Below are 15,485 nucleotides of genomic sequence, written 5' to 3'. Positions count from 1 at the left end.
TTTCACAGGCGGAAGGTCTCAAATCATGCGTCTCGTCGACGAATGGCGCCGGGTGGTGCTGCTGTCTCTCAGCTTCTGGATGCAGGTGGCGGGTCTCGCCGTGCTCGTCCTGCCCGAGCTTTACTATCGCTGGACCGGACACGACTACGATCCCTATTTCGCATGGTGGCTCGGCGTGCTGCTCCTGCTCGCCGGGATTGGCGGGCGCGTCTGGCAACAGGGTCTCTCGCTTTGGAAGGAATGGCTGCGCATCATCGCGGTCGCAGCGATCGCAATCGCGCTGGCGATCATGCTCGCCGCCCCGTCGCATGCGGCTCCGCCCCCGTCATCGCATGAGGCAACCGAGGCCGAGACGCTTCAGATCGCCGTGCCATTCATCGCCAGGGAAGAAGGCGAGCGCATCAAGGCCTACCTCGACGCCGTCGGCATCCCGACGATCTGCTTCGGTTCAACGCGCGGCGTCCATCTCGGCATGATCATGACCCACCAGCAATGCCTGGACCTGCTCAAGATCGAAGTGGCCGAGCATCGGGCCGGTCTGCACCGCTATTTCACGCCGGTGACGATCGCCGGACGCCTGCCGCCGACGCGGGACGCTGCCTACACCTCGACCGCCTTCAACTGCGGTGTCGGCGCGATCGGCAAGAGCACGGCGACGCGCCGGCTCAATGCCGGGGATATCGGCGGTGGCTGCCAGGCGCTGACCTGGTTCGACAAGGCTGGCAATCGGGTGCTGCGCGGCCTGTTCGAGCGGCGCCAGCGCGAGAAGGCACTTTGCCTGCAGGGTGTGCACTGAATGGGCGCCGCCATCGGCCTCTTCCTGAAGACGTGGGTGCTGCCGATCCTCACCTTCGGCATCACGCTGCCCGTCTGGTTCTTCGTGACCGCCGGCGGCTGGCTCTGGTGGGACACGACGTCGTCGGTTCGGCATGCCGTCGACCAGGCCGTCACCCGCCTCGTGGCAGGCGCCCAGGTGGACGCGCTCAACGCCGAGCTGGTCGAACAGCGCCGGCTGCGCGCCTGGAGCGATGGCAAGGCCGATGAGGCCAGAAAATTCGCAGACGATGAACGCTCGGCCCGCGTGACCCTCGAAACCCAACTCACCCTGACAGACGCCCAAAAAAGGAAAGCCGAGGATGAACTCGCCGCGCTTCAATTTCGCGATGACGGCCTGGTTGATCAGCAGCTGCTTGACAGCCTGCACAACCGATAAGGCCGCTTTGGGCAAGGCCTACTCCGACACGGCCAGGGCCGGCGTTGTCGGCGAGGCTTTGACCGAAGCCGATCGCGCGGTTGCCGAAGCCCGGCGCATGCCCGACTACCCGCCCGAATGCCGTCGCCATCACACCAGCGGCGTCAAGCTCGGCGACAAGCTGGGCGTCGCCAACAAGAAGGCCGATATTGCCCTCGGCAACGCCAACACCCAGACCGACGCCTGCGCCGGCTGGTACGACGAACGCAAGGCCGCCAGGGAGCCGAAATGAAGACCGGCAACGCCGCCATAGAGCTGGCTGAAAGCCGCGTCGAGATGGAGCGCGCCGCCGGCATCGCCCGCATCCAGGCCGCCGCGCGCGGCCAATACACGGCCGAGGAAACGACCCTGTCTCCTTTCTGCGAATGCGGCGAACGCATCCCTGATGCCCGCCGGCAAGCGATGCCCGAATGCACCAGGTGCTTCGACTGCGAAACCTTCATCGAGCGGCAGGGCCGCCGGAGACACGGCTAATGGATCAAATCAAGGATTGGGCGGGCTTGATCGCCATTGTGATATCGGTCGGCGGCATCCTCTACGGCTGGCTGACATCCGGGTCGAACAAGGCGCTCAAGGAGCTGGCGACCCTCCGCGAGGAGATCGACAACGATGCTGACGAATTCGCCAAGGACAAGCGAATAGGCGACGCGGCGATCGTCGGCCGGTTCCAGATGGCCGAAGAGCGGCTGATCAAGCTGGAAAGTGACTTCCAGCACCTCCCCGAACGGGAGCAGGTGCATCGCATCGAGCTGGCGGTTGAGAAACTGAGCGGCTCACTGGCAGCGATGTCCGAGCGCATCACACCGATTTCGGCACTGGCATCGCGTCTGCAGGAGCTGGAATTCGAAAGGGCAAGGGAAAGCGGGAAATGAGCCTCGAAACCATCATCCAGGAAGAGGCGCGGCTGATCATCCTGCGGGAGCTTCACGCGCAGCCGAACCGCTCGGCGACATCGACTTCGATCCGCAACCACCTCCTGGCGGCGTTCATGATCAACAAGTCGCGAGAGTGGGTCGAGGACCAGTTCGACTGGCTTGCCGAGCGGGCAGCGGTAAAGGTCCTGCCGGCCGGCTCGGTCAAGATCGCGACGCTGGCGCCGCGCGGCCGCGAGCACCTGGCGCATCAGGCGTTCATCTCCGGCGTGCTTAGCCCGACCGACCCGGTCATCTGAAATGGCGAACGAACGCCGCATCCTCTCGACGCTCGAAACCTTGCCCGAGGAGTGCCAGGACGATGTGATCTGGGCGCTGGCGCGCCTCAACGAACGAAACCGTACCCAGGCAGATATCCTCTTCGAGCTGAACGACCGGCTGGCGGTGAAAGGCCATGGACCGATTTCACGATCTGCCTTCAGCCGCCGCAGCGTCCGGCTGAAACGGCGCGCTGATCGGCTCGCCGAGCGGGACCATCTCTATTCCGGCATCGCTGAAAAGATCACTCCAGAAAAGATGGGGCAACAGGACATCGTTCTGGGCGAGCTGCTGAAGGCCGTCATCGACGAGATGATCGACGAGGCCAAATCGCCGGAAGATGTCAAGGAACTGGCCTCCGCCTTTAGGCAGATCGTTTCGGCCCAGCAGGTCTCGGCAGCACTGAAGGTGAAGGCGACGGAAGCTGCCGAGAGAAAAATGGAGAAAGCTGTCGACGCTGCGGCGGGCGAAGCCGAGAAGGCCGGGCACGCCGTCGACGCGGCAGCAATTCTGGAGCTGATCCGCAAAGCCTATCGCGGAGAGAGCTGATGGCCGACCGGCCGATCCTCTACGGCTATCAGCGGGATTGGTTCGAGGACAAGTCCCGGTTCAAGCTGGGCAAGTTCGCACGCCAGACCGGCAAGACGTTCACCACGACGCTGGAGAATGTCGACGACTGTTTTGAGCACGTCGTCAAACAGTCGAAGACGCGCTGGGTGATCCTGTCGCGTGGCGAGCGCCAGGCCAAGGAGGCGATGGACGAAGGCGTCAAGGTCCATGCCAAGGCCTATGGGCTGCCCTTCACCGAACTGCCGGTGGAATACGAGATCGGCGCGATCAAATACACCGCCCTTGAAGTGGTGTTCCCGCACGGTTCGAAGATACTGGCCTTGCCCGCCAACCCCGACACCGCGCGCGGTTTCTCGGCCAACGTCTTCCTGGATGAGTTCGCCTTCCACAAGGACTCCTCGGCGATTTGGAAGGCGCTGTTTCCGGTCATCTCGGCCGGCTGGAAGCTTCGGGTCACCTCGACGCCGAACGGCAAGAGCGGCAAGTTCTATGAACTGGACACCGGCAAGGACAAGACCTGGTCGCGCCATTCGGTCGATATCTATCAAGCGGTGGCGGACGGGCTGCCGCGCGACATCGAGGAGCTGCGCGCCGGCCTTGCCGACGAGGATGCCTGGGCGCAGGAGTACGAGCTTCAGTATCTCGATGAAGCCTCGGCGTGGCTCACATACGATCTGATCACGTCATGCGAAGATCCGCTCGCCGGAGATCCTGACGGCTACCAGGGCAATGTCTGCTTTGTCGGCGTGGACATCGGCCGGCGGAACGATCTTTTCGTCATCGACGTGGAAGAGCAGATCGGTGACGTGCTTTGGGAGCGTGAGCGTGTCGAGCTGAAGAAGGCCACCTTCGCCACCCAGGACGCCGCTCTGGACGAGATCATGCGCAGGTATCGTGTCGCCCGCGTTTGCATGGATCAGACCGGCATGGGCGAGAAGCCCGTCGAGGATGCCCAGCGCCGCTATGGTGCCGACCGCGTCGAGGGTGTGCTGTTTACCGGCCCGAACAAGCTGGTGATGGCCACGGCCGGCAAGCAGCGCTTTGAAGATCGCACCATCCGTATCGAGGAAGGCAACCCGGCGCTTCGTTCGGATCTTCACAAGCTGCGGAAGGTCTCTGGTCCGACAGGGGCGCCGCGGTTCGTTGCCGAGCGCGATGACGACCATGCCGACCGCACCTGGGCGAAGTTCTTGGCGATCAACGCTGCTGGCGGACAGGAGCATCAATACGGCTACCGGCCGGCACCGCCGGCCAAGAGCCGCTTCGACGAACGGGCTGGCAGCGACCAGGGCGGCGGTTGGCATGACCGGGCCAGCGATCGCGACAAGCCCTTCCGCCTGGCGTCAGCACGCCGCAAACCGGGGATATTCTGATGGCCGATGTCTTCAAGGGACTGGTCGACCAATTCGGCCGGCCGATCGAGAAAGCCGCTCTCAAGGTGGAGCAGGCCGCGCCAACCGCGCGTGGCGTGCGCCGCCATGACGCCATGCACCCGGCCGCCGGCCTGACGCCCGGCCGGCTGGCGGCCATCCTGAAATCGTCGATCGACGGCGACCCCGAGCAGTACCTGGCGCTGGCCGAGGACATCGAGGAGCGGGATCTTCACTATGCGGGCGTGCTTGGCGTGCGGAAGCGCCAGGTGTCGGGGCTGGAGATCACGGTCGAGGCGGCCGGCGACGACGCCGAAAGCGAAGCCGACGCCGAGCTGGTGCGCGAAGCGATCAACCGCGAGGGCTTCGCCGATGAGCTGATCGACGTGCTCGACGCGGTCGGCAAGGGCTTTTCGTGCAACGAGATCATCTGGGATACGTCTGAAGGGCAATGGATGCCCAAGCGCATCGCCTGGCGAGATCCGCGCTGGTTCACCTTCGACCTGGTCGACGGCGAGACCCCGCTGCTGCGCGACGACAATGGCCAGCCGGTCCCGCTCAATCCCTACCAGTGGGTCTTCCACAAGGCCAAGGTGAAGTCCGGCCTGCCGATCCGTGGCGGCATCGCCCGCGCTGCCGCCTGGTCGTTCCTGTTCAAGAGCTTCACCGTCAAGGATTGGGCGATCTTCTGCGAGGCCTACGGCCAGCCGCTGCGGCTCGGCAAATACGATGCCGGTGCATCCGAGCGCGACAAGGACGTTCTCCTCGAGGCGGTCAGCAACATCGGCGTCGACTATGCCGCGATCGTGCCGACATCGATGGCGGTCGAGTTCATCAAGGCCGACATCTCGGGATCGCATGCGCTTTACAGGGAGCGCGCCGATTGGCTTGACCAACAAGTCTCGAAGGTCGTGCTCGGGCAGACGGGCACGACCGACGCGATCGCTGGCGGCCATGCCGTCGGCAAGACCCATGACGGCGTGCGCGATGACATCGAGAAGGCAGACGGCCGCCAGCTGGGCGCCACACTCAGTCGGGATCTCTCCCGCCCGATCGTCGGCCTCAATCGTGGACCTCGAAAGAAGTATCCGAGGATCTGCATCGGCCGGCCGGACGAGGTCGACGTCGAAGCCCTGGTCAAGAACGTCACCGCGCTCGTGCCGCTCGGCCTCCCGGTTGGCAAAAAGACGATGCTCGACCGGATCGGCCTGCCCGAGCCGGCCAAGGACGAGGAGCTACTCGTCGCTCCAAAGCAGCCTGCGCCGGTCGATCCGTTCGCGCAGCCGCCAATGCCTGGTAACCAGCAGCAGCAGGCGGTCAATTCGATGCAGGCGCCGAAGCGCGATGCCGTCGAGCAAACCACGGACGGGCTGCTTGGCGACTGGGAGCCGCTGGTCAAGCCAATCATCGCCGGCCTGCAGGCCGAGATCGCGGCGGCCAGCTCGGTCGACGAGGTGAAGGCGCTGCTGGCCAACCGCTTCGACGGCCTCAACGCCGATGCCTTGACCGAGATGCTGGCGCGCTCGGCGTTTGCCGCTCGGCTGGCTGGCGAGACTGGCGAGACCCTCTGATGCCTGGTCGCGTCGCCTGTTGCGTCCCCTTCTGCCGTCGCACCATTGCGCATGCGAAACTCCAGGCAGTTCATAGGCTCGACGGTATAGAGGCTAACGAATGGATATGCAGCGATCATTGGCGCAATGTGAGCGCGCTTCACCGTCGCCTCTATTCCCTACGCAAGCGGCACTATCGGTCCCTGCTCAGCGCTGAGCGGCCTGATTATGTGCGGCACGTCAACCACATGTGGGCGGCCTGCCGGAAGCAGGCGATCGAACGGACGGCAGGCATATGACGGTCGATCTCAAGCCGCTGCCGCCACGCGATGCAATCGCGGCGCTGTTCGCGCGCGGCGCCAACATCGACCCGTCCTTCGCCTGGCAGGACGTCTGGCAGGAAACCCACGCGTCGATGTTCACGGTCGCCAAGTCGGCCGGCTTCGACATCCTGGGCGACATCTATGCCGGCCTGCTGAAGGCGCTGTCCGAGGGCAAGACCTTCCAGCAGTTCGCCGCCGAGCTGACGCCGCTGCTGCAGGCGAAGGGCTGGTGGGGCCAGCAGCCGGCCTTCGATCCGCTGACCGGCGAGACGCGCTGGTCGCAGCTCGGCAGCGTCAGGCGGCTCACCAACATCTTCGACATCAACATGCGCGTCAGCTACGCCGCCGGGCACTGGGCCTCGTTCGAGCGCAACAGGAAGGCGCGGCCGTTCCTGCGCTACGTCCACCTGGAAGCCCAGGAGCATCCGCGCCCGCTGCATCACCTCTGGCACAACACCGTGCTGCTGGTCGATCATCCCTGGTGGAACACCCACGCCTGCCCGAACGGCTGGAACTGCCACTGCACCCTGCAGAGCCTCTCGCAACGCGACATCGACCGCCTGGAGCGCGAGGGCGAAACGCTGAAGTTCGAGCCGGTGCCAGGCGGCGAAACGGACTACGTCAACAAGCGCACCGGCGAAGTCACTCCGGTGCCAGACGGCATCGATCCGGGCTGGGCCTACAATCCTGGCAAGGCCGGTTTCTCGATGATCGAAAAGCAGGCCTTGGCGAAGATCGCGGGCGGCCTGTTCCAAGATCCCGGCGCCGCTCCCTGACCGAATTGCGACGATCGCCAGCAAGCGCCTTCGCACCCTTGGCCGGTCCAGTGGGCGCGGAAATGGCTTCTCGGCGCTGTAGACCCGTTCAAAACCGATTTTAGAGGCAATCGAAGGCCCTTCCGAGGACCGCCTTGCCGGAAGTTTCCCGGTCGGCTACCGTTGCCTCGATTTCGGCGTCTGCGCGCCCCCGTCGCCGGCTCGATCGCCACCCTCCCTCGTTTGACGTTGCCGCCCGCCTTGGCGGGCATGATTTGACGGCATCGGCCGGGCCAATGTCCGGCGATGCACAACGCACTTGCCGCCCTCCTTTCGGCCGCCCTGGTCGCTTCCCACTCGACGGCGCTGACCGCTGTCGACGCGGAAGGTGATATCTGGCTGCAGCTGGTGCCGGCCGGCACGTTCACCGGGCGCAATGGGCAAGGTCCATGGAACACCGGCGACAAGGCGTCGATGGAACAGATCGCCGCCAACACGCGGCAGCTCGCCGGCTCGACCGAACCGGTCATCGACTATGACCACCAGGCTATCTTCGGCGCCGTGCCAGGCGTAGGCGGCAAGGCGCCGGCAGCCGGCTGGATCAAGGAGCTGAAGGTCCAGGACGACGGCATCTATGGCCGGGTCGAATGGACCGCCGCTGCGGCAACCGCGATCAAGGCGAAAGAATACCGCTATCTCTCGCCCGTCTTCTTCCACGAGAAAACAACCGGCCGGGTGCTCGCCATCCGCATGGCCGGCCTGACGAACACGCCGAACCTCGACCTGGTCGCGGTCGCGGCGAGTGCACTTTTCACCTCAAACGAAAATGGAGCCAGCATGGATAAGATCCTTGCCGCCCTTGGTCTTGCCAAAGGCACCAATGAAGACGGCGTCGTTGCCGCTATCAACGCTCACCTGACCAGCTCGACGGCGATCGCCAGGGCGGCCGGCCTGACCGAGACCGCCAAGTCCGAGGAGATCCTGGTGGCGGTCAACGCACTCGTCGCCGATCGCGGCAAGCTCGCCAAGGCCGCCGGCCTGGCCGAGACCGCCAAGCAGGACGAGATCGTCACGGCGGTCCAGTCGGCCGTTGCCGGCGCCAGGCCTGACCCGACCAAGTTCGTCCCGATCGAACAGGTGACCGCGCTGCAGAACGACGTCAGGGAGTTGCAGAAATCCCTCACGTCCGACAAGGCCGACGAGGCCGTCAACACCGCGATCAAGGACGGCAAGCTGGCTCCGGCGCTGAAGGATTGGGGCCTGGACCTCTACACGGCCGATCCCAAGAAGTTCGAAACCTTCGTCGGCAGCGCTCCGGTGCTGACCACGACCCAGCTGAAGACGCCGAACAAGCCCGGCGCCGCCGATGGGGCGCTCACCGAGGCGCAGCTCGCCGTCTGCTCGCAGCTCGGCATCAAACCCGAAGACTTCAAGAAGACGCTGGCCGACGAGGCGAAGGCTTAGGCCACCGCTTTCCGGCTGATCTGATCAACGGGCCGCGCGCCCAGCCAAAGGACCGATTGTCATGACTGCTCTTGCCCAGGACCGTAACACCCCTCAGCTGATCGGCAGCATTCTGTCGGCCGGTGTGGCCGCCGCCGTGCTGATCTATGGCGGCTCGATCGTCATGCGCAATGTTTCCGGCTACGTCACCAAGGGCCAGACCGCCCTTGGCCTGGTCGGCGTCGGCGTTTCCATCGAGCGCGTCGACAATTCGGCCGGCGCTGCCGGCGATGAGCAGATCAAGATCGACACCGGCACCTTCAAGGTGGCGAACTCGGCCGCTGCCGACGCGATCACGATCGCCGATATCGGCAAGCCCTGCTATGTGGTCGATGACCAGACCGTCGCCAAGACCAACGGCCTGACCGCTGGTGTTCCGACCAGGTCGCCGGCCGGCATCATCGTCGGCGTCGAGGCGACCGGCGTGCACGTCCTCTTCAACGAGGCGATCCTCCGTGCCGTACTCAGCGGCCACCGAAGCTTCGTCCCGATCCGCGTCGCGACCCTGGTTGGGGCCGGCGTCTACCGCGTGCTGTCGCCGGTGGCCGGCAAGGTGGTCAACATGGGTTCGGTGATCGAAGGCGTGCTTACCACCGGCGACGCCACGCTGACCGGCAAAATCGGCGGCGTCGCCATCACCACCGGCGTCATCACCATCACCCAGGCCGGCTCGGCCGCAGGCGACAAGGACTACGCGGCGCCCACGGCGGCGAACACGGTCGCTGTCGGCGACGAGCTGTCGCTAACCGTGGGCGGCACCAACGCCACCGCCTCCGTCGCCAACTGCTTCTTCGAAATCGAGCGCGCCTAACGGCCGGCGCGCTCCCGCAACCCAACAAGGATCGTCTTCCATGCTCGTGAATGCAGCCAACCTCGACGCCCTCCGCGCCGGCTTCTCGACCGCCTTCCAGGCCGGTCTTGCCCAGGCGCCCAGCCAGTGGCAGCGCATCGCCACCCGCTTCAACTCGACCACCAGCTCCAACAAGTATGGCTGGCTGGGTGACCTGCCGGGCATGCGTGAATGGATCGGGCCGCGCCAGATCCACGGCCTCAAGCAGTACGACTATGCGATCGAGAACAGGCCCTATGAAGAGACCATCGGCGTCGATCGCGACAGCATCGAGGACGACAATCTCGGTATCTACGGGCCGCGCTTCACCGCCATGGGCCGGGCCGTCGCGTCCAGCAAGGACACGCTGATCTTCGCGGCGCTGAAGGCCGGGTTCGCCACCACCTGTTACGACGGCCAGTATTTCTTCGACACCGACCATGTCGTTCTCGACGCGGACGGCGCGGAGACTTCCGTCGCCAACACCGATGGCGGCGGTGGCGCCCCGTGGTTCCTGATCGACAGCAAGCAGCCGATCAATCCGCTGATCCTGCAGGTCCGCAAGGAAGCACAGTTCGTCACCAAGGACCGCCCGGAAGACGACAACGTCTTCATGAACAAGCAGTTCCTCTATGGCGCCGATGGCCGCTGGGCAGCCGGCTACGGCTTCTGGCAGTGGACCTGGGGCTCCAAGCAGACGCTCGACGCGGCCCACTACGCGACGGCCCGCGCGGCTCTGTCCGGCATGAAGGGCGACTATGGCCGCCCGATCGGCATCATCCCCGATCTTCTGGTGGTGCCGCCCTCGCTCGAAAGCGCCGGCCGCAAGCTGCTGAACTCCGAACTGGCAGCCGGCGGCGAGACCAATGAGTGGAAGGGCACCGCCGAGCTGCTCGTCGTTCCCTGGCTGGCCTGATCGGCCGCCAGCTCTCAACCGCCGGCACTCCCAACGGTGCCGGCGGGTTTTTCGGAAGCAGCCTGGGAGGCTCCTTCCGTAAGACCCGCAAAGGAAAAAACCAATGAAGCTTTTTCGACCTCTGTTCTATGCCTGCCTTGCCTTCGCGGCGATGGTCGTGACGTCCGAATGGACCGCGCCGGTGATGGCGCAGGCTCTCGCCGCGACCGCCAGTCCTCACGACCTGGTCACCAACACCGTCGTCGCCGATGTCATGCGCACCGTCACCGTCGCGCTGATCATGCTCGCCGTGTCGCTGGTGACCTTCGCCCTGGCGGTCTCGGTCGGGCGCTTCCGCCTGTTGCGCCATCTCAGCCGCCATTTCGATCCGCAGCACTTCTCCGGCCTGCATCGAACTCCGCCTGGTTGACCGCAGACCGACGAAAGATCCTGTCGGCTCCGGCCGGCGGGTTTTCGAAAAGCAGCTCACGCAAAGCCCAGCTCCTTTTCAAAGACCCGAAAACGAGGATTGAACGATGGCGAAAGCGTTGCGCGAAGCGAAGGCCAAAGCCCCAAAAATGGCCGCTTCAACCGAGACATCCGTGCCGGCAGCGAGCGCACCAGGCGCGGATGCCCCGTCGTCGGGGGCGGCGACGGGGACCAATTCCACCCATGAACCCCCGCAGAGCGACGACCAGGGCGGGGCCGGCGATCTGGCCGGCTCCGCAGGGTCGCAGGGTCGCGATGCGTCCAAGCCCTTCTTCACTCCTGAGGAACTCGACGGCGTCTTTGGCGGGGCCGAGGCGGAGTTCCGAAAGACCTTCCCGTACCTCACTGCGGCGCTGGAAGCCTGGGAGGCTGATCACGATGGACCGCCTGTGAATGTTCGGATCACCTCCAAGTTTGAGGGCTTCCGGCGTGGCGGCATGGCCCATTCCAAGGCGGCGGTCGAGCACCAGCTCGGCGCGTTCAAAGGCCCCGACCAGATGGAGGCTCTCTTCGCAGAGCCGAACCTGACGGTGGAGTTGATCTGACCGTGCATGTCTTCCTGCCCATCTGGCTCGCGCCGCTGTCACTTACGGTCCTGATCTGGGCCGGCGCGATTTTTTGGCCGAGTGCGGAAGACGGCATCTCCTACCAGCTGCGCCTGGTCGTCTGGGCGCTGGTTCGCTTTTCCGCCGCCACGGCCGCCACGCTGCTGGTCTGGCTCACTTACTTCATCTGGCTTTTCGTGGCGGGCGCCTGATGACCTACGCCGTCAAACAGGATCTGGTCGACCGCTTCGGCGAAAAGGAGCTGCGGGAGCTGACCGACCGCGTCAACCGGCCGCCGACGACGATCGACGACACGGTGGTCGGCCGCGCGGTGGACGACGCCACGGCCCTGATCGACGGCTACATCGCCAAGAAGTACTCCCTGCCGCTGGCGACCGTGCCGGACATCCTGGTCAAGGTCGCAGCGGATCTCGCGCGCTACTACCTGCATGGCAAGGCGGCTGACAAGGACAGCCCGGTGACCGCTGCCTACAACCAGGCGGTCGCTTGGCTGAAGGATGTCGCCAAGGGCCTGGTCGAGCTCGATGACGGGGGCGAGGTTCCCGAGGCGGCCGGCGGCGGCGCCATCAAGACCAGCGCGCCCGACCGCGTCTTCACCCGCGACAGCCTGAAGGGTTTCTGATGGCTGACGGGATCAAGCTAGTTCTCGACGACCAGGCGATCCTCGATCGGCTCGCCCAGCTCTCACGCGCCGCCGAAAACCCGACGCGCGCCATGGAGGCGATCGGCGCTTACCTCGTCACCGCCACACAGCGCCGGTTCGAGCGCGAGACCGGCCCGGACGGGCAGAAATGGCAGCGCCTGTCGCCGCGCACCGCCAATCGCCGCGTCGGCCGCAGCCAGCGCGGCTACGAGCACATGCTGCGGGTCAAGAACCGGCTCTATTCGAGCATCGTCTACGAGGCGAAGCCCGATCAGGTCGAGGTCGGTACCGGCATCGCGTACGCCGCCGCGCAGCAGCTCGGCGCCGAAATCAAGATCCCGGAGCGCGAACAGGACATCCACCTGGGCAAGACCAATCGCGGCAGCCGGTTCGTCAAGGCGTCACGCAAGCGCAAGCAGACCCAGCGCGTGAAGATCGGCGCCCACATCATCACCTTGCCGGCGCGGCCCTATCTCGGCGTCGACGCGGCCGACCAGGCCGAGATCCTGGCGATTGCCGAAGACTTCCTGCGGACGGAGGCCGGCGAGCAATGAGCCTGGTCTCCGAACTGATCGAACGGCTTTTGCCCGATACCGACGCGGCCTTCGCGATCGTCGAGGGCGCGGCCGAGTTCGCGGCGATCGACGGCGTGCCGACGGCGATGCCGGCGGCCTATGTCATGACGCTGCGCGAAGCCTCCGACGAGAACCAGCGCATGACCGGCAAGACGCTGCAGCGGCTTAGCAGCGATATTGCGGTGGTCATCATCACCAGCAACCTGTCCGACGTGCCCGGCAGTGCCGTGTCGGCCGATATCGAGGATCTGAAGGACTGGGTGCGCGCGCGCCTGGTCGGCTTCGAGGCGGCCAGCTCCGCCGATCCGATCGAGCACGTCTCGGGCGAACTCCTGAAAACCAAGAATGGCACCGTCTGGTGGGAAGAAGTCTTCGGTGCCGCCAGCTATCTCGAGGAGCAATCATGAAATCCTATCAGCCCCGCCCGGCCGGCCGGCATGTCCGCTCGACGCCGACCGGCAAGCTCACCCGCGACGGTGAGTTCACCGATCCCAACGCAACCCCCGAGCCGCCGGCCGAGCAGCAGCAGGGCGAGCAGGCCCCGGCCGCCGCACCGAACGCTCAAACCGGCGCGCCCCAAACCGCCGCGTCGAAGAAAGGCAAGTAGCCATGCCCGCCCGTTTTTACCGCAAGCTCGCCATCCTGACGAAGATCGAAAGCGTCTATGGCACGGACTCGGTGCCCACTGGCGCGGCGAACGCCATGCTGGTCACCAATGCGACCGTCACGCCGTTGGCCGGTGACCAGGCCTCACGGGACCTTTACCTGCCGTATCTCGGTCAACAGGGCGTGATCCTGGTCGGAACCTACACCGAGCTGAAATTCGATGTCGAAATCGCCGGCGCCGGTGCTGCCGGCGACGTTCCGAAATACGGCGTCCTGATGAGGGCCTGCGGCCTGGCCGAGACGGTCACCGCCGACACGGACGTTCAATACGATCCCATTTCGGGTGCGTTCGAAGCCGTCACCCACTATTTCATCCACGATGGGGTGAAGCATGCGATGGTCGGCGGGCGCGGCAACATCAGCGCCAGCCTCGTTCCCAAGCAGATCCCGCACTACACGTTGAGCTTCAAGGGTCTGCTTGGCCCGATCACGGACGCGGCCATGCCCAGCGCCGATCTGGCTGGCTTCATCACGCCGGTGCCGGTGTCGAAGGCCAATACGACCATGTCGCTGCACGGGTGGTCGGCGGTGGCCGAGAGCCTGATGCTGGATCTCGGCAACCAGGTGGAGCCGCGCTTCCTGATCGGCGACGAGAACATCCAGCTGGTCGATCGCAATCCGACCGGCACGGCGGTGGTCGAGGCACGGTCGCTCGCCACGATCGACTGGTTCACTCTCGCCCAGGCCCGAACGCGTGGTGTCCTGACGGCCCAGCATGGCACCGTCGCGGGCAACATCGTCAAATTCGACTGCCCTGCCGTCGAGATCGGCCGGCCAAGCGAAGGCCAGACCCAGAAGATCATCAACTACTCGCTGCCGCTGATGCTGTGCACCGACGCCGGCGACGACGAGTTCAAGATCACCGTGATGTAAGGCGCGGCGGCTCCGGCCGCCGTCGCTCCCCCGCTTCAACGCCCCCCAAAAGCCCTTTTGAAAGGCCCTGAAAATGAAATTCAAGATGATCGACGATTATCGCTATTGGTGGCCGGTGACTGTCGAGATGCCCGACCGCGACAAGGCGGGCAAGACCATCACGCAATCCTTCACGATGCAGTTCCAGGCCATGCCGGCGGACGAAGGCGAGGAGATGGTCAAGGAGATCGCCGCCCTTCCGCCCGAGGAGCAGAAAAAGCGCCAGCACGAGGAGCTGATGCGCGTCTGCAAGGACTGGCGCGACGTGACCGATGAGAAGGACGGCAAGGAGGAGCAGGTACCCTTCAGCGAGGACGCCCTGCGTTCCAATATGCAGTTCTCCTGGTTCACCAGGGGCCTCTACAAGGCCTATGCGCGGTCGCTGGCTCCCGACGAGGCGCGAAAGGGAAACTGAAAGCGGTCGCGCGGGAATGGGCGTTCGCCCGCGCCGGCCGCGAAGACCCGACGAGACCGACGACGATCGACGTGGAGGTCGCCGAGCAGTTCGCTGAGCTCGGCGTCTCCATTGAACCCGACGCAATCAAGGATGATGAGGCGAAGATCGAAGTGTGGTCCGTCAACTGGCAATCCGTCATGGCTTTCCTTGGTTGCGAGACGCAATGGCGCGCCCTGGTCATGGCTGTTGGCGAAGGTAGCAAGGTGATCTGGCTCGGCATCGACTATGGCTCGGCCCGCCCGGTGTTCGAACGCCGCAATCGCAGCGTTCAAAGCCGTCTCTTCGCCGACATCCAGGTGATGGAGCATGCCGCACTCGAAGCCATGGGCGAGATCGACTGATGCCGTTGAACCTCGCTCTGGTCATTTCCGGCGACGCGACGGGCGCCAAGGCAGCGACCGCCGAGACAACGGCCAGCGTCAAGGCCCTTGGCGTGGAGGCGCGCCAGACATCCTCTGCCATGGTCGCGGCGAACGACCAGGTCGTGGCATCGGCGCGGGGCGCCGCCGCAGCGATCGCCTCCCAGGCGGCTGCCCAGCGTCAGTTGCAGGGGTCGATCCAATCGATGATCGCAGCCGCTCAGCCGACCGGCGACGCGGGCTACCGGCAGCGCGCCGCTGACATCGACGCCTTCGGTGCGGCGCTGGACAGGACCAGGGCACGCTACGATCCGCTGTTTGCGGCGCAGATGCGGCACAAAGCGGCTGTTGAAGACATCGACCGGGCCGAGCGCACCGGGGCGATTTCCGCCTCGTTGGCGACTGAGGCCCGGTTGAAAGAGACGGCTGCGCTGAACAGCCATGTCAGCGCTCTGAACGGTGTGGCCGCCGCGCAAAAGAACGCTGCGCAAGCCATGGTCAATCGGGTCACGATCGTTCCGGACCGAGGGGCTGATATCGCCGCCTACGGCGCCGAGCTCGACCGGCTCAGGTCTCGCTAC

23 protein-coding genes and 1 pseudogene are annotated in these 15,485 nt (G+C 65.2%); all 24 read left to right on the top strand.

Annotation, left to right across the window (positions count from 1 at the left end):
* The first annotated feature begins 25 nt into the window (after positions 1 to 25).
* Positions 26 to 796, top strand: coding sequence for a lysozyme (locus AC07FD_RS15250; RefSeq protein WP_478350493.1), 771 nt, complete (start codon positions 26 to 28; stop codon positions 794 to 796).
* Positions 797 to 1,213, top strand: coding sequence for a hypothetical protein (locus tag AC07FD_RS15245; RefSeq protein ID WP_478350492.1), 417 nt, complete (start codon positions 797 to 799; stop codon positions 1,211 to 1,213). It begins immediately after the preceding gene.
* Positions 1,191 to 1,484 (top strand): hypothetical protein, encoded by a 294-nt coding sequence (locus tag AC07FD_RS15240; RefSeq protein WP_478350491.1) that lies wholly within the window; start codon positions 1,191 to 1,193, stop codon positions 1,482 to 1,484. Before AC07FD_RS15245 ends, AC07FD_RS15240 begins: the two co-directional genes overlap by 23 nt.
* On the top strand, positions 1,481 to 1,726 hold the full coding sequence (locus AC07FD_RS15235) for a TraR/DksA C4-type zinc finger protein (RefSeq protein WP_478350490.1): 246 nt from the start codon (positions 1,481 to 1,483) through the stop codon (positions 1,724 to 1,726). Before AC07FD_RS15240 ends, AC07FD_RS15235 begins: the two co-directional genes overlap by 4 nt.
* Entirely contained in the window at positions 1,726 to 2,124 is a 399-nt protein-coding gene (locus tag AC07FD_RS15230) for a DUF2730 family protein (RefSeq protein WP_478350489.1), read from the top strand. The genes AC07FD_RS15235 and AC07FD_RS15230 overlap by 1 nt, the downstream gene beginning before the upstream one ends.
* Positions 2,121 to 2,423: a VpaChn25_0724 family phage protein gene (locus AC07FD_RS15225; protein ID WP_478350488.1), complete on the top strand. Its 303-nt coding sequence runs from the start codon at positions 2,121 to 2,123 to the stop codon at positions 2,421 to 2,423. The genes AC07FD_RS15230 and AC07FD_RS15225 overlap by 4 nt, the downstream gene beginning before the upstream one ends.
* 1 nt (position 2,424) lies before the next feature.
* Positions 2,425 to 2,991 carry a phage protein Gp27 family protein gene (locus AC07FD_RS15220; protein ID WP_478350487.1) on the top strand — a complete coding sequence of 189 codons (567 nt, stop codon included), beginning with the start codon at positions 2,425 to 2,427 and terminating at the stop codon, positions 2,989 to 2,991.
* Positions 2,991 to 4,385: a terminase large subunit domain-containing protein gene (locus tag AC07FD_RS15215; RefSeq protein WP_478350486.1), complete on the top strand. Its 1,395-nt coding sequence runs from the start codon at positions 2,991 to 2,993 to the stop codon at positions 4,383 to 4,385. Before AC07FD_RS15220 ends, AC07FD_RS15215 begins: the two co-directional genes overlap by 1 nt.
* Positions 4,385 to 5,953 carry a DUF935 domain-containing protein gene (locus AC07FD_RS15210; RefSeq protein ID WP_478350485.1) on the top strand — a complete coding sequence of 523 codons (1,569 nt, stop codon included), beginning with the start codon at positions 4,385 to 4,387 and terminating at the stop codon, positions 5,951 to 5,953. Before AC07FD_RS15215 ends, AC07FD_RS15210 begins: the two co-directional genes overlap by 1 nt.
* A gap of 274 nt (positions 5,954 to 6,227) precedes the next feature.
* Positions 6,228 to 7,031 (top strand): phage head morphogenesis protein, encoded by an 804-nt coding sequence (locus tag AC07FD_RS15205; RefSeq protein WP_478350484.1) that lies wholly within the window; start codon positions 6,228 to 6,230, stop codon positions 7,029 to 7,031.
* A 285-nt stretch (positions 7,032 to 7,316) separates the two neighbouring features.
* On the top strand, positions 7,317 to 8,474 hold the full coding sequence (locus AC07FD_RS15200) for a phage protease (RefSeq protein ID WP_478350483.1): 1,158 nt from the start codon (positions 7,317 to 7,319) through the stop codon (positions 8,472 to 8,474).
* Positions 8,475 to 8,535: 61 nt separating this feature from the next.
* Positions 8,536 to 9,324 (top strand): hypothetical protein, encoded by a 789-nt coding sequence (locus AC07FD_RS15195; RefSeq protein WP_478350482.1) that lies wholly within the window; start codon positions 8,536 to 8,538, stop codon positions 9,322 to 9,324.
* 40 nt (positions 9,325 to 9,364) lie between these two features.
* Positions 9,365 to 10,258: a Mu-like prophage major head subunit gpT family protein gene (locus AC07FD_RS15190; RefSeq protein WP_478350481.1), complete on the top strand. Its 894-nt coding sequence runs from the start codon at positions 9,365 to 9,367 to the stop codon at positions 10,256 to 10,258.
* 103 nt (positions 10,259 to 10,361) lie between these two features.
* The gene (locus AC07FD_RS15185) at positions 10,362 to 10,667 is read left to right on the top strand and encodes a hypothetical protein (RefSeq protein WP_478350480.1); all 306 of its coding nucleotides are present in this window, start codon (positions 10,362 to 10,364) and stop codon (positions 10,665 to 10,667) included.
* 106 nt (positions 10,668 to 10,773) lie between these two features.
* Positions 10,774 to 11,271: a hypothetical protein gene (locus AC07FD_RS15180; protein WP_478350479.1), complete on the top strand. Its 498-nt coding sequence runs from the start codon at positions 10,774 to 10,776 to the stop codon at positions 11,269 to 11,271.
* Positions 11,272 to 11,273: 2 nt separating this feature from the next.
* Complete coding sequence (locus AC07FD_RS15175) at positions 11,274 to 11,483, top strand: hypothetical protein (protein ID WP_478350478.1); 210 nt, start codon at positions 11,274 to 11,276, stop codon at positions 11,481 to 11,483.
* On the top strand, positions 11,483 to 11,914 hold the full coding sequence (locus AC07FD_RS15170; RefSeq protein WP_478350477.1) for a gp436 family protein: 432 nt from the start codon (positions 11,483 to 11,485) through the stop codon (positions 11,912 to 11,914). Before AC07FD_RS15175 ends, AC07FD_RS15170 begins: the two co-directional genes overlap by 1 nt.
* Positions 11,914 to 12,489 carry a phage virion morphogenesis protein gene (locus AC07FD_RS15165; RefSeq protein ID WP_478350476.1) on the top strand — a complete coding sequence of 192 codons (576 nt, stop codon included), beginning with the start codon at positions 11,914 to 11,916 and terminating at the stop codon, positions 12,487 to 12,489. Before AC07FD_RS15170 ends, AC07FD_RS15165 begins: the two co-directional genes overlap by 1 nt.
* Positions 12,486 to 12,917, top strand: coding sequence for a phage tail terminator protein (locus AC07FD_RS15160; RefSeq protein WP_478350475.1), 432 nt, complete (start codon positions 12,486 to 12,488; stop codon positions 12,915 to 12,917). Before AC07FD_RS15165 ends, AC07FD_RS15160 begins: the two co-directional genes overlap by 4 nt.
* Complete coding sequence (locus AC07FD_RS15155) at positions 12,914 to 13,117, top strand: hypothetical protein (RefSeq protein WP_478350474.1); 204 nt, start codon at positions 12,914 to 12,916, stop codon at positions 13,115 to 13,117. Before AC07FD_RS15160 ends, AC07FD_RS15155 begins: the two co-directional genes overlap by 4 nt.
* A 2-nt stretch (positions 13,118 to 13,119) precedes the next feature.
* Complete coding sequence (locus tag AC07FD_RS15150) at positions 13,120 to 14,049, top strand: phage tail tube protein (protein ID WP_478350473.1); 930 nt, start codon at positions 13,120 to 13,122, stop codon at positions 14,047 to 14,049.
* A gap of 73 nt (positions 14,050 to 14,122) precedes the next feature.
* Positions 14,123 to 14,503 (top strand): hypothetical protein, encoded by a 381-nt coding sequence (locus tag AC07FD_RS15145; protein ID WP_478350472.1) that lies wholly within the window; start codon positions 14,123 to 14,125, stop codon positions 14,501 to 14,503.
* A 71-nt stretch (positions 14,504 to 14,574) separates the two neighbouring features.
* On the top strand, positions 14,575 to 14,886 hold the full coding sequence (locus tag AC07FD_RS15140; protein WP_478350471.1) for a DUF1799 domain-containing protein: 312 nt from the start codon (positions 14,575 to 14,577) through the stop codon (positions 14,884 to 14,886).
* A pseudogene (locus tag AC07FD_RS15135) lies at positions 14,886 to 15,485 on the top strand (hypothetical protein); the annotation flags it as partial. The gene AC07FD_RS15140 and the pseudogene AC07FD_RS15135, both read left to right, overlap by 1 nt.

Source organism: Mesorhizobium waitakense (assembly GCF_056431085.1).
Note: the sequence above shows the minus strand (reverse complement) of the source record. Positions and strands in the feature narration are given on the sequence as shown.

Excerpts from the sequence above, each read along its gene's own strand:
- AC07FD_RS15250 (WP_478350493.1), top strand. The coding sequence starts at position 26 with ATGCGTCTCGTCGACGAATGGCGCCGGGTGGTGCTGCTGTCTCTCAGC.
- AC07FD_RS15245 (WP_478350492.1), top strand. The coding sequence starts at position 797 with ATGGGCGCCGCCATCGGCCTCTTCCTGAAGACGTGGGTGCTGCCGATC.
- AC07FD_RS15235 (WP_478350490.1), top strand. The coding sequence starts at position 1,481 with ATGAAGACCGGCAACGCCGCCATAGAGCTGGCTGAAAGCCGCGTCGAG.
- AC07FD_RS15230 (WP_478350489.1), top strand. The coding sequence starts at position 1,726 with ATGGATCAAATCAAGGATTGGGCGGGCTTGATCGCCATTGTGATATCG.
- AC07FD_RS15225 (WP_478350488.1), top strand. The coding sequence starts at position 2,121 with ATGAGCCTCGAAACCATCATCCAGGAAGAGGCGCGGCTGATCATCCTG.
- AC07FD_RS15220 (WP_478350487.1), top strand. The coding sequence starts at position 2,425 with ATGGCGAACGAACGCCGCATCCTCTCGACGCTCGAAACCTTGCCCGAG.
- AC07FD_RS15215 (WP_478350486.1), top strand. The coding sequence starts at position 2,991 with ATGGCCGACCGGCCGATCCTCTACGGCTATCAGCGGGATTGGTTCGAG.
- AC07FD_RS15210 (WP_478350485.1), top strand. The coding sequence starts at position 4,385 with ATGGCCGATGTCTTCAAGGGACTGGTCGACCAATTCGGCCGGCCGATC.
- AC07FD_RS15205 (WP_478350484.1), top strand. The coding sequence starts at position 6,228 with ATGACGGTCGATCTCAAGCCGCTGCCGCCACGCGATGCAATCGCGGCG.
- AC07FD_RS15200 (WP_478350483.1), top strand. The coding sequence starts at position 7,317 with ATGCACAACGCACTTGCCGCCCTCCTTTCGGCCGCCCTGGTCGCTTCC.
- AC07FD_RS15195 (WP_478350482.1), top strand. The coding sequence starts at position 8,536 with ATGACTGCTCTTGCCCAGGACCGTAACACCCCTCAGCTGATCGGCAGC.
- AC07FD_RS15190 (WP_478350481.1), top strand. The coding sequence starts at position 9,365 with ATGCTCGTGAATGCAGCCAACCTCGACGCCCTCCGCGCCGGCTTCTCG.
- AC07FD_RS15185 (WP_478350480.1), top strand. The coding sequence starts at position 10,362 with ATGAAGCTTTTTCGACCTCTGTTCTATGCCTGCCTTGCCTTCGCGGCG.
- AC07FD_RS15180 (WP_478350479.1), top strand. The coding sequence starts at position 10,774 with ATGGCGAAAGCGTTGCGCGAAGCGAAGGCCAAAGCCCCAAAAATGGCC.
- AC07FD_RS15170 (WP_478350477.1), top strand. The coding sequence starts at position 11,483 with ATGACCTACGCCGTCAAACAGGATCTGGTCGACCGCTTCGGCGAAAAG.
- AC07FD_RS15165 (WP_478350476.1), top strand. The coding sequence starts at position 11,914 with ATGGCTGACGGGATCAAGCTAGTTCTCGACGACCAGGCGATCCTCGAT.
- AC07FD_RS15160 (WP_478350475.1), top strand. The coding sequence starts at position 12,486 with ATGAGCCTGGTCTCCGAACTGATCGAACGGCTTTTGCCCGATACCGAC.
- AC07FD_RS15155 (WP_478350474.1), top strand. The coding sequence starts at position 12,914 with ATGAAATCCTATCAGCCCCGCCCGGCCGGCCGGCATGTCCGCTCGACG.
- AC07FD_RS15150 (WP_478350473.1), top strand. The coding sequence starts at position 13,120 with ATGCCCGCCCGTTTTTACCGCAAGCTCGCCATCCTGACGAAGATCGAA.
- AC07FD_RS15145 (WP_478350472.1), top strand. The coding sequence starts at position 14,123 with ATGAAATTCAAGATGATCGACGATTATCGCTATTGGTGGCCGGTGACT.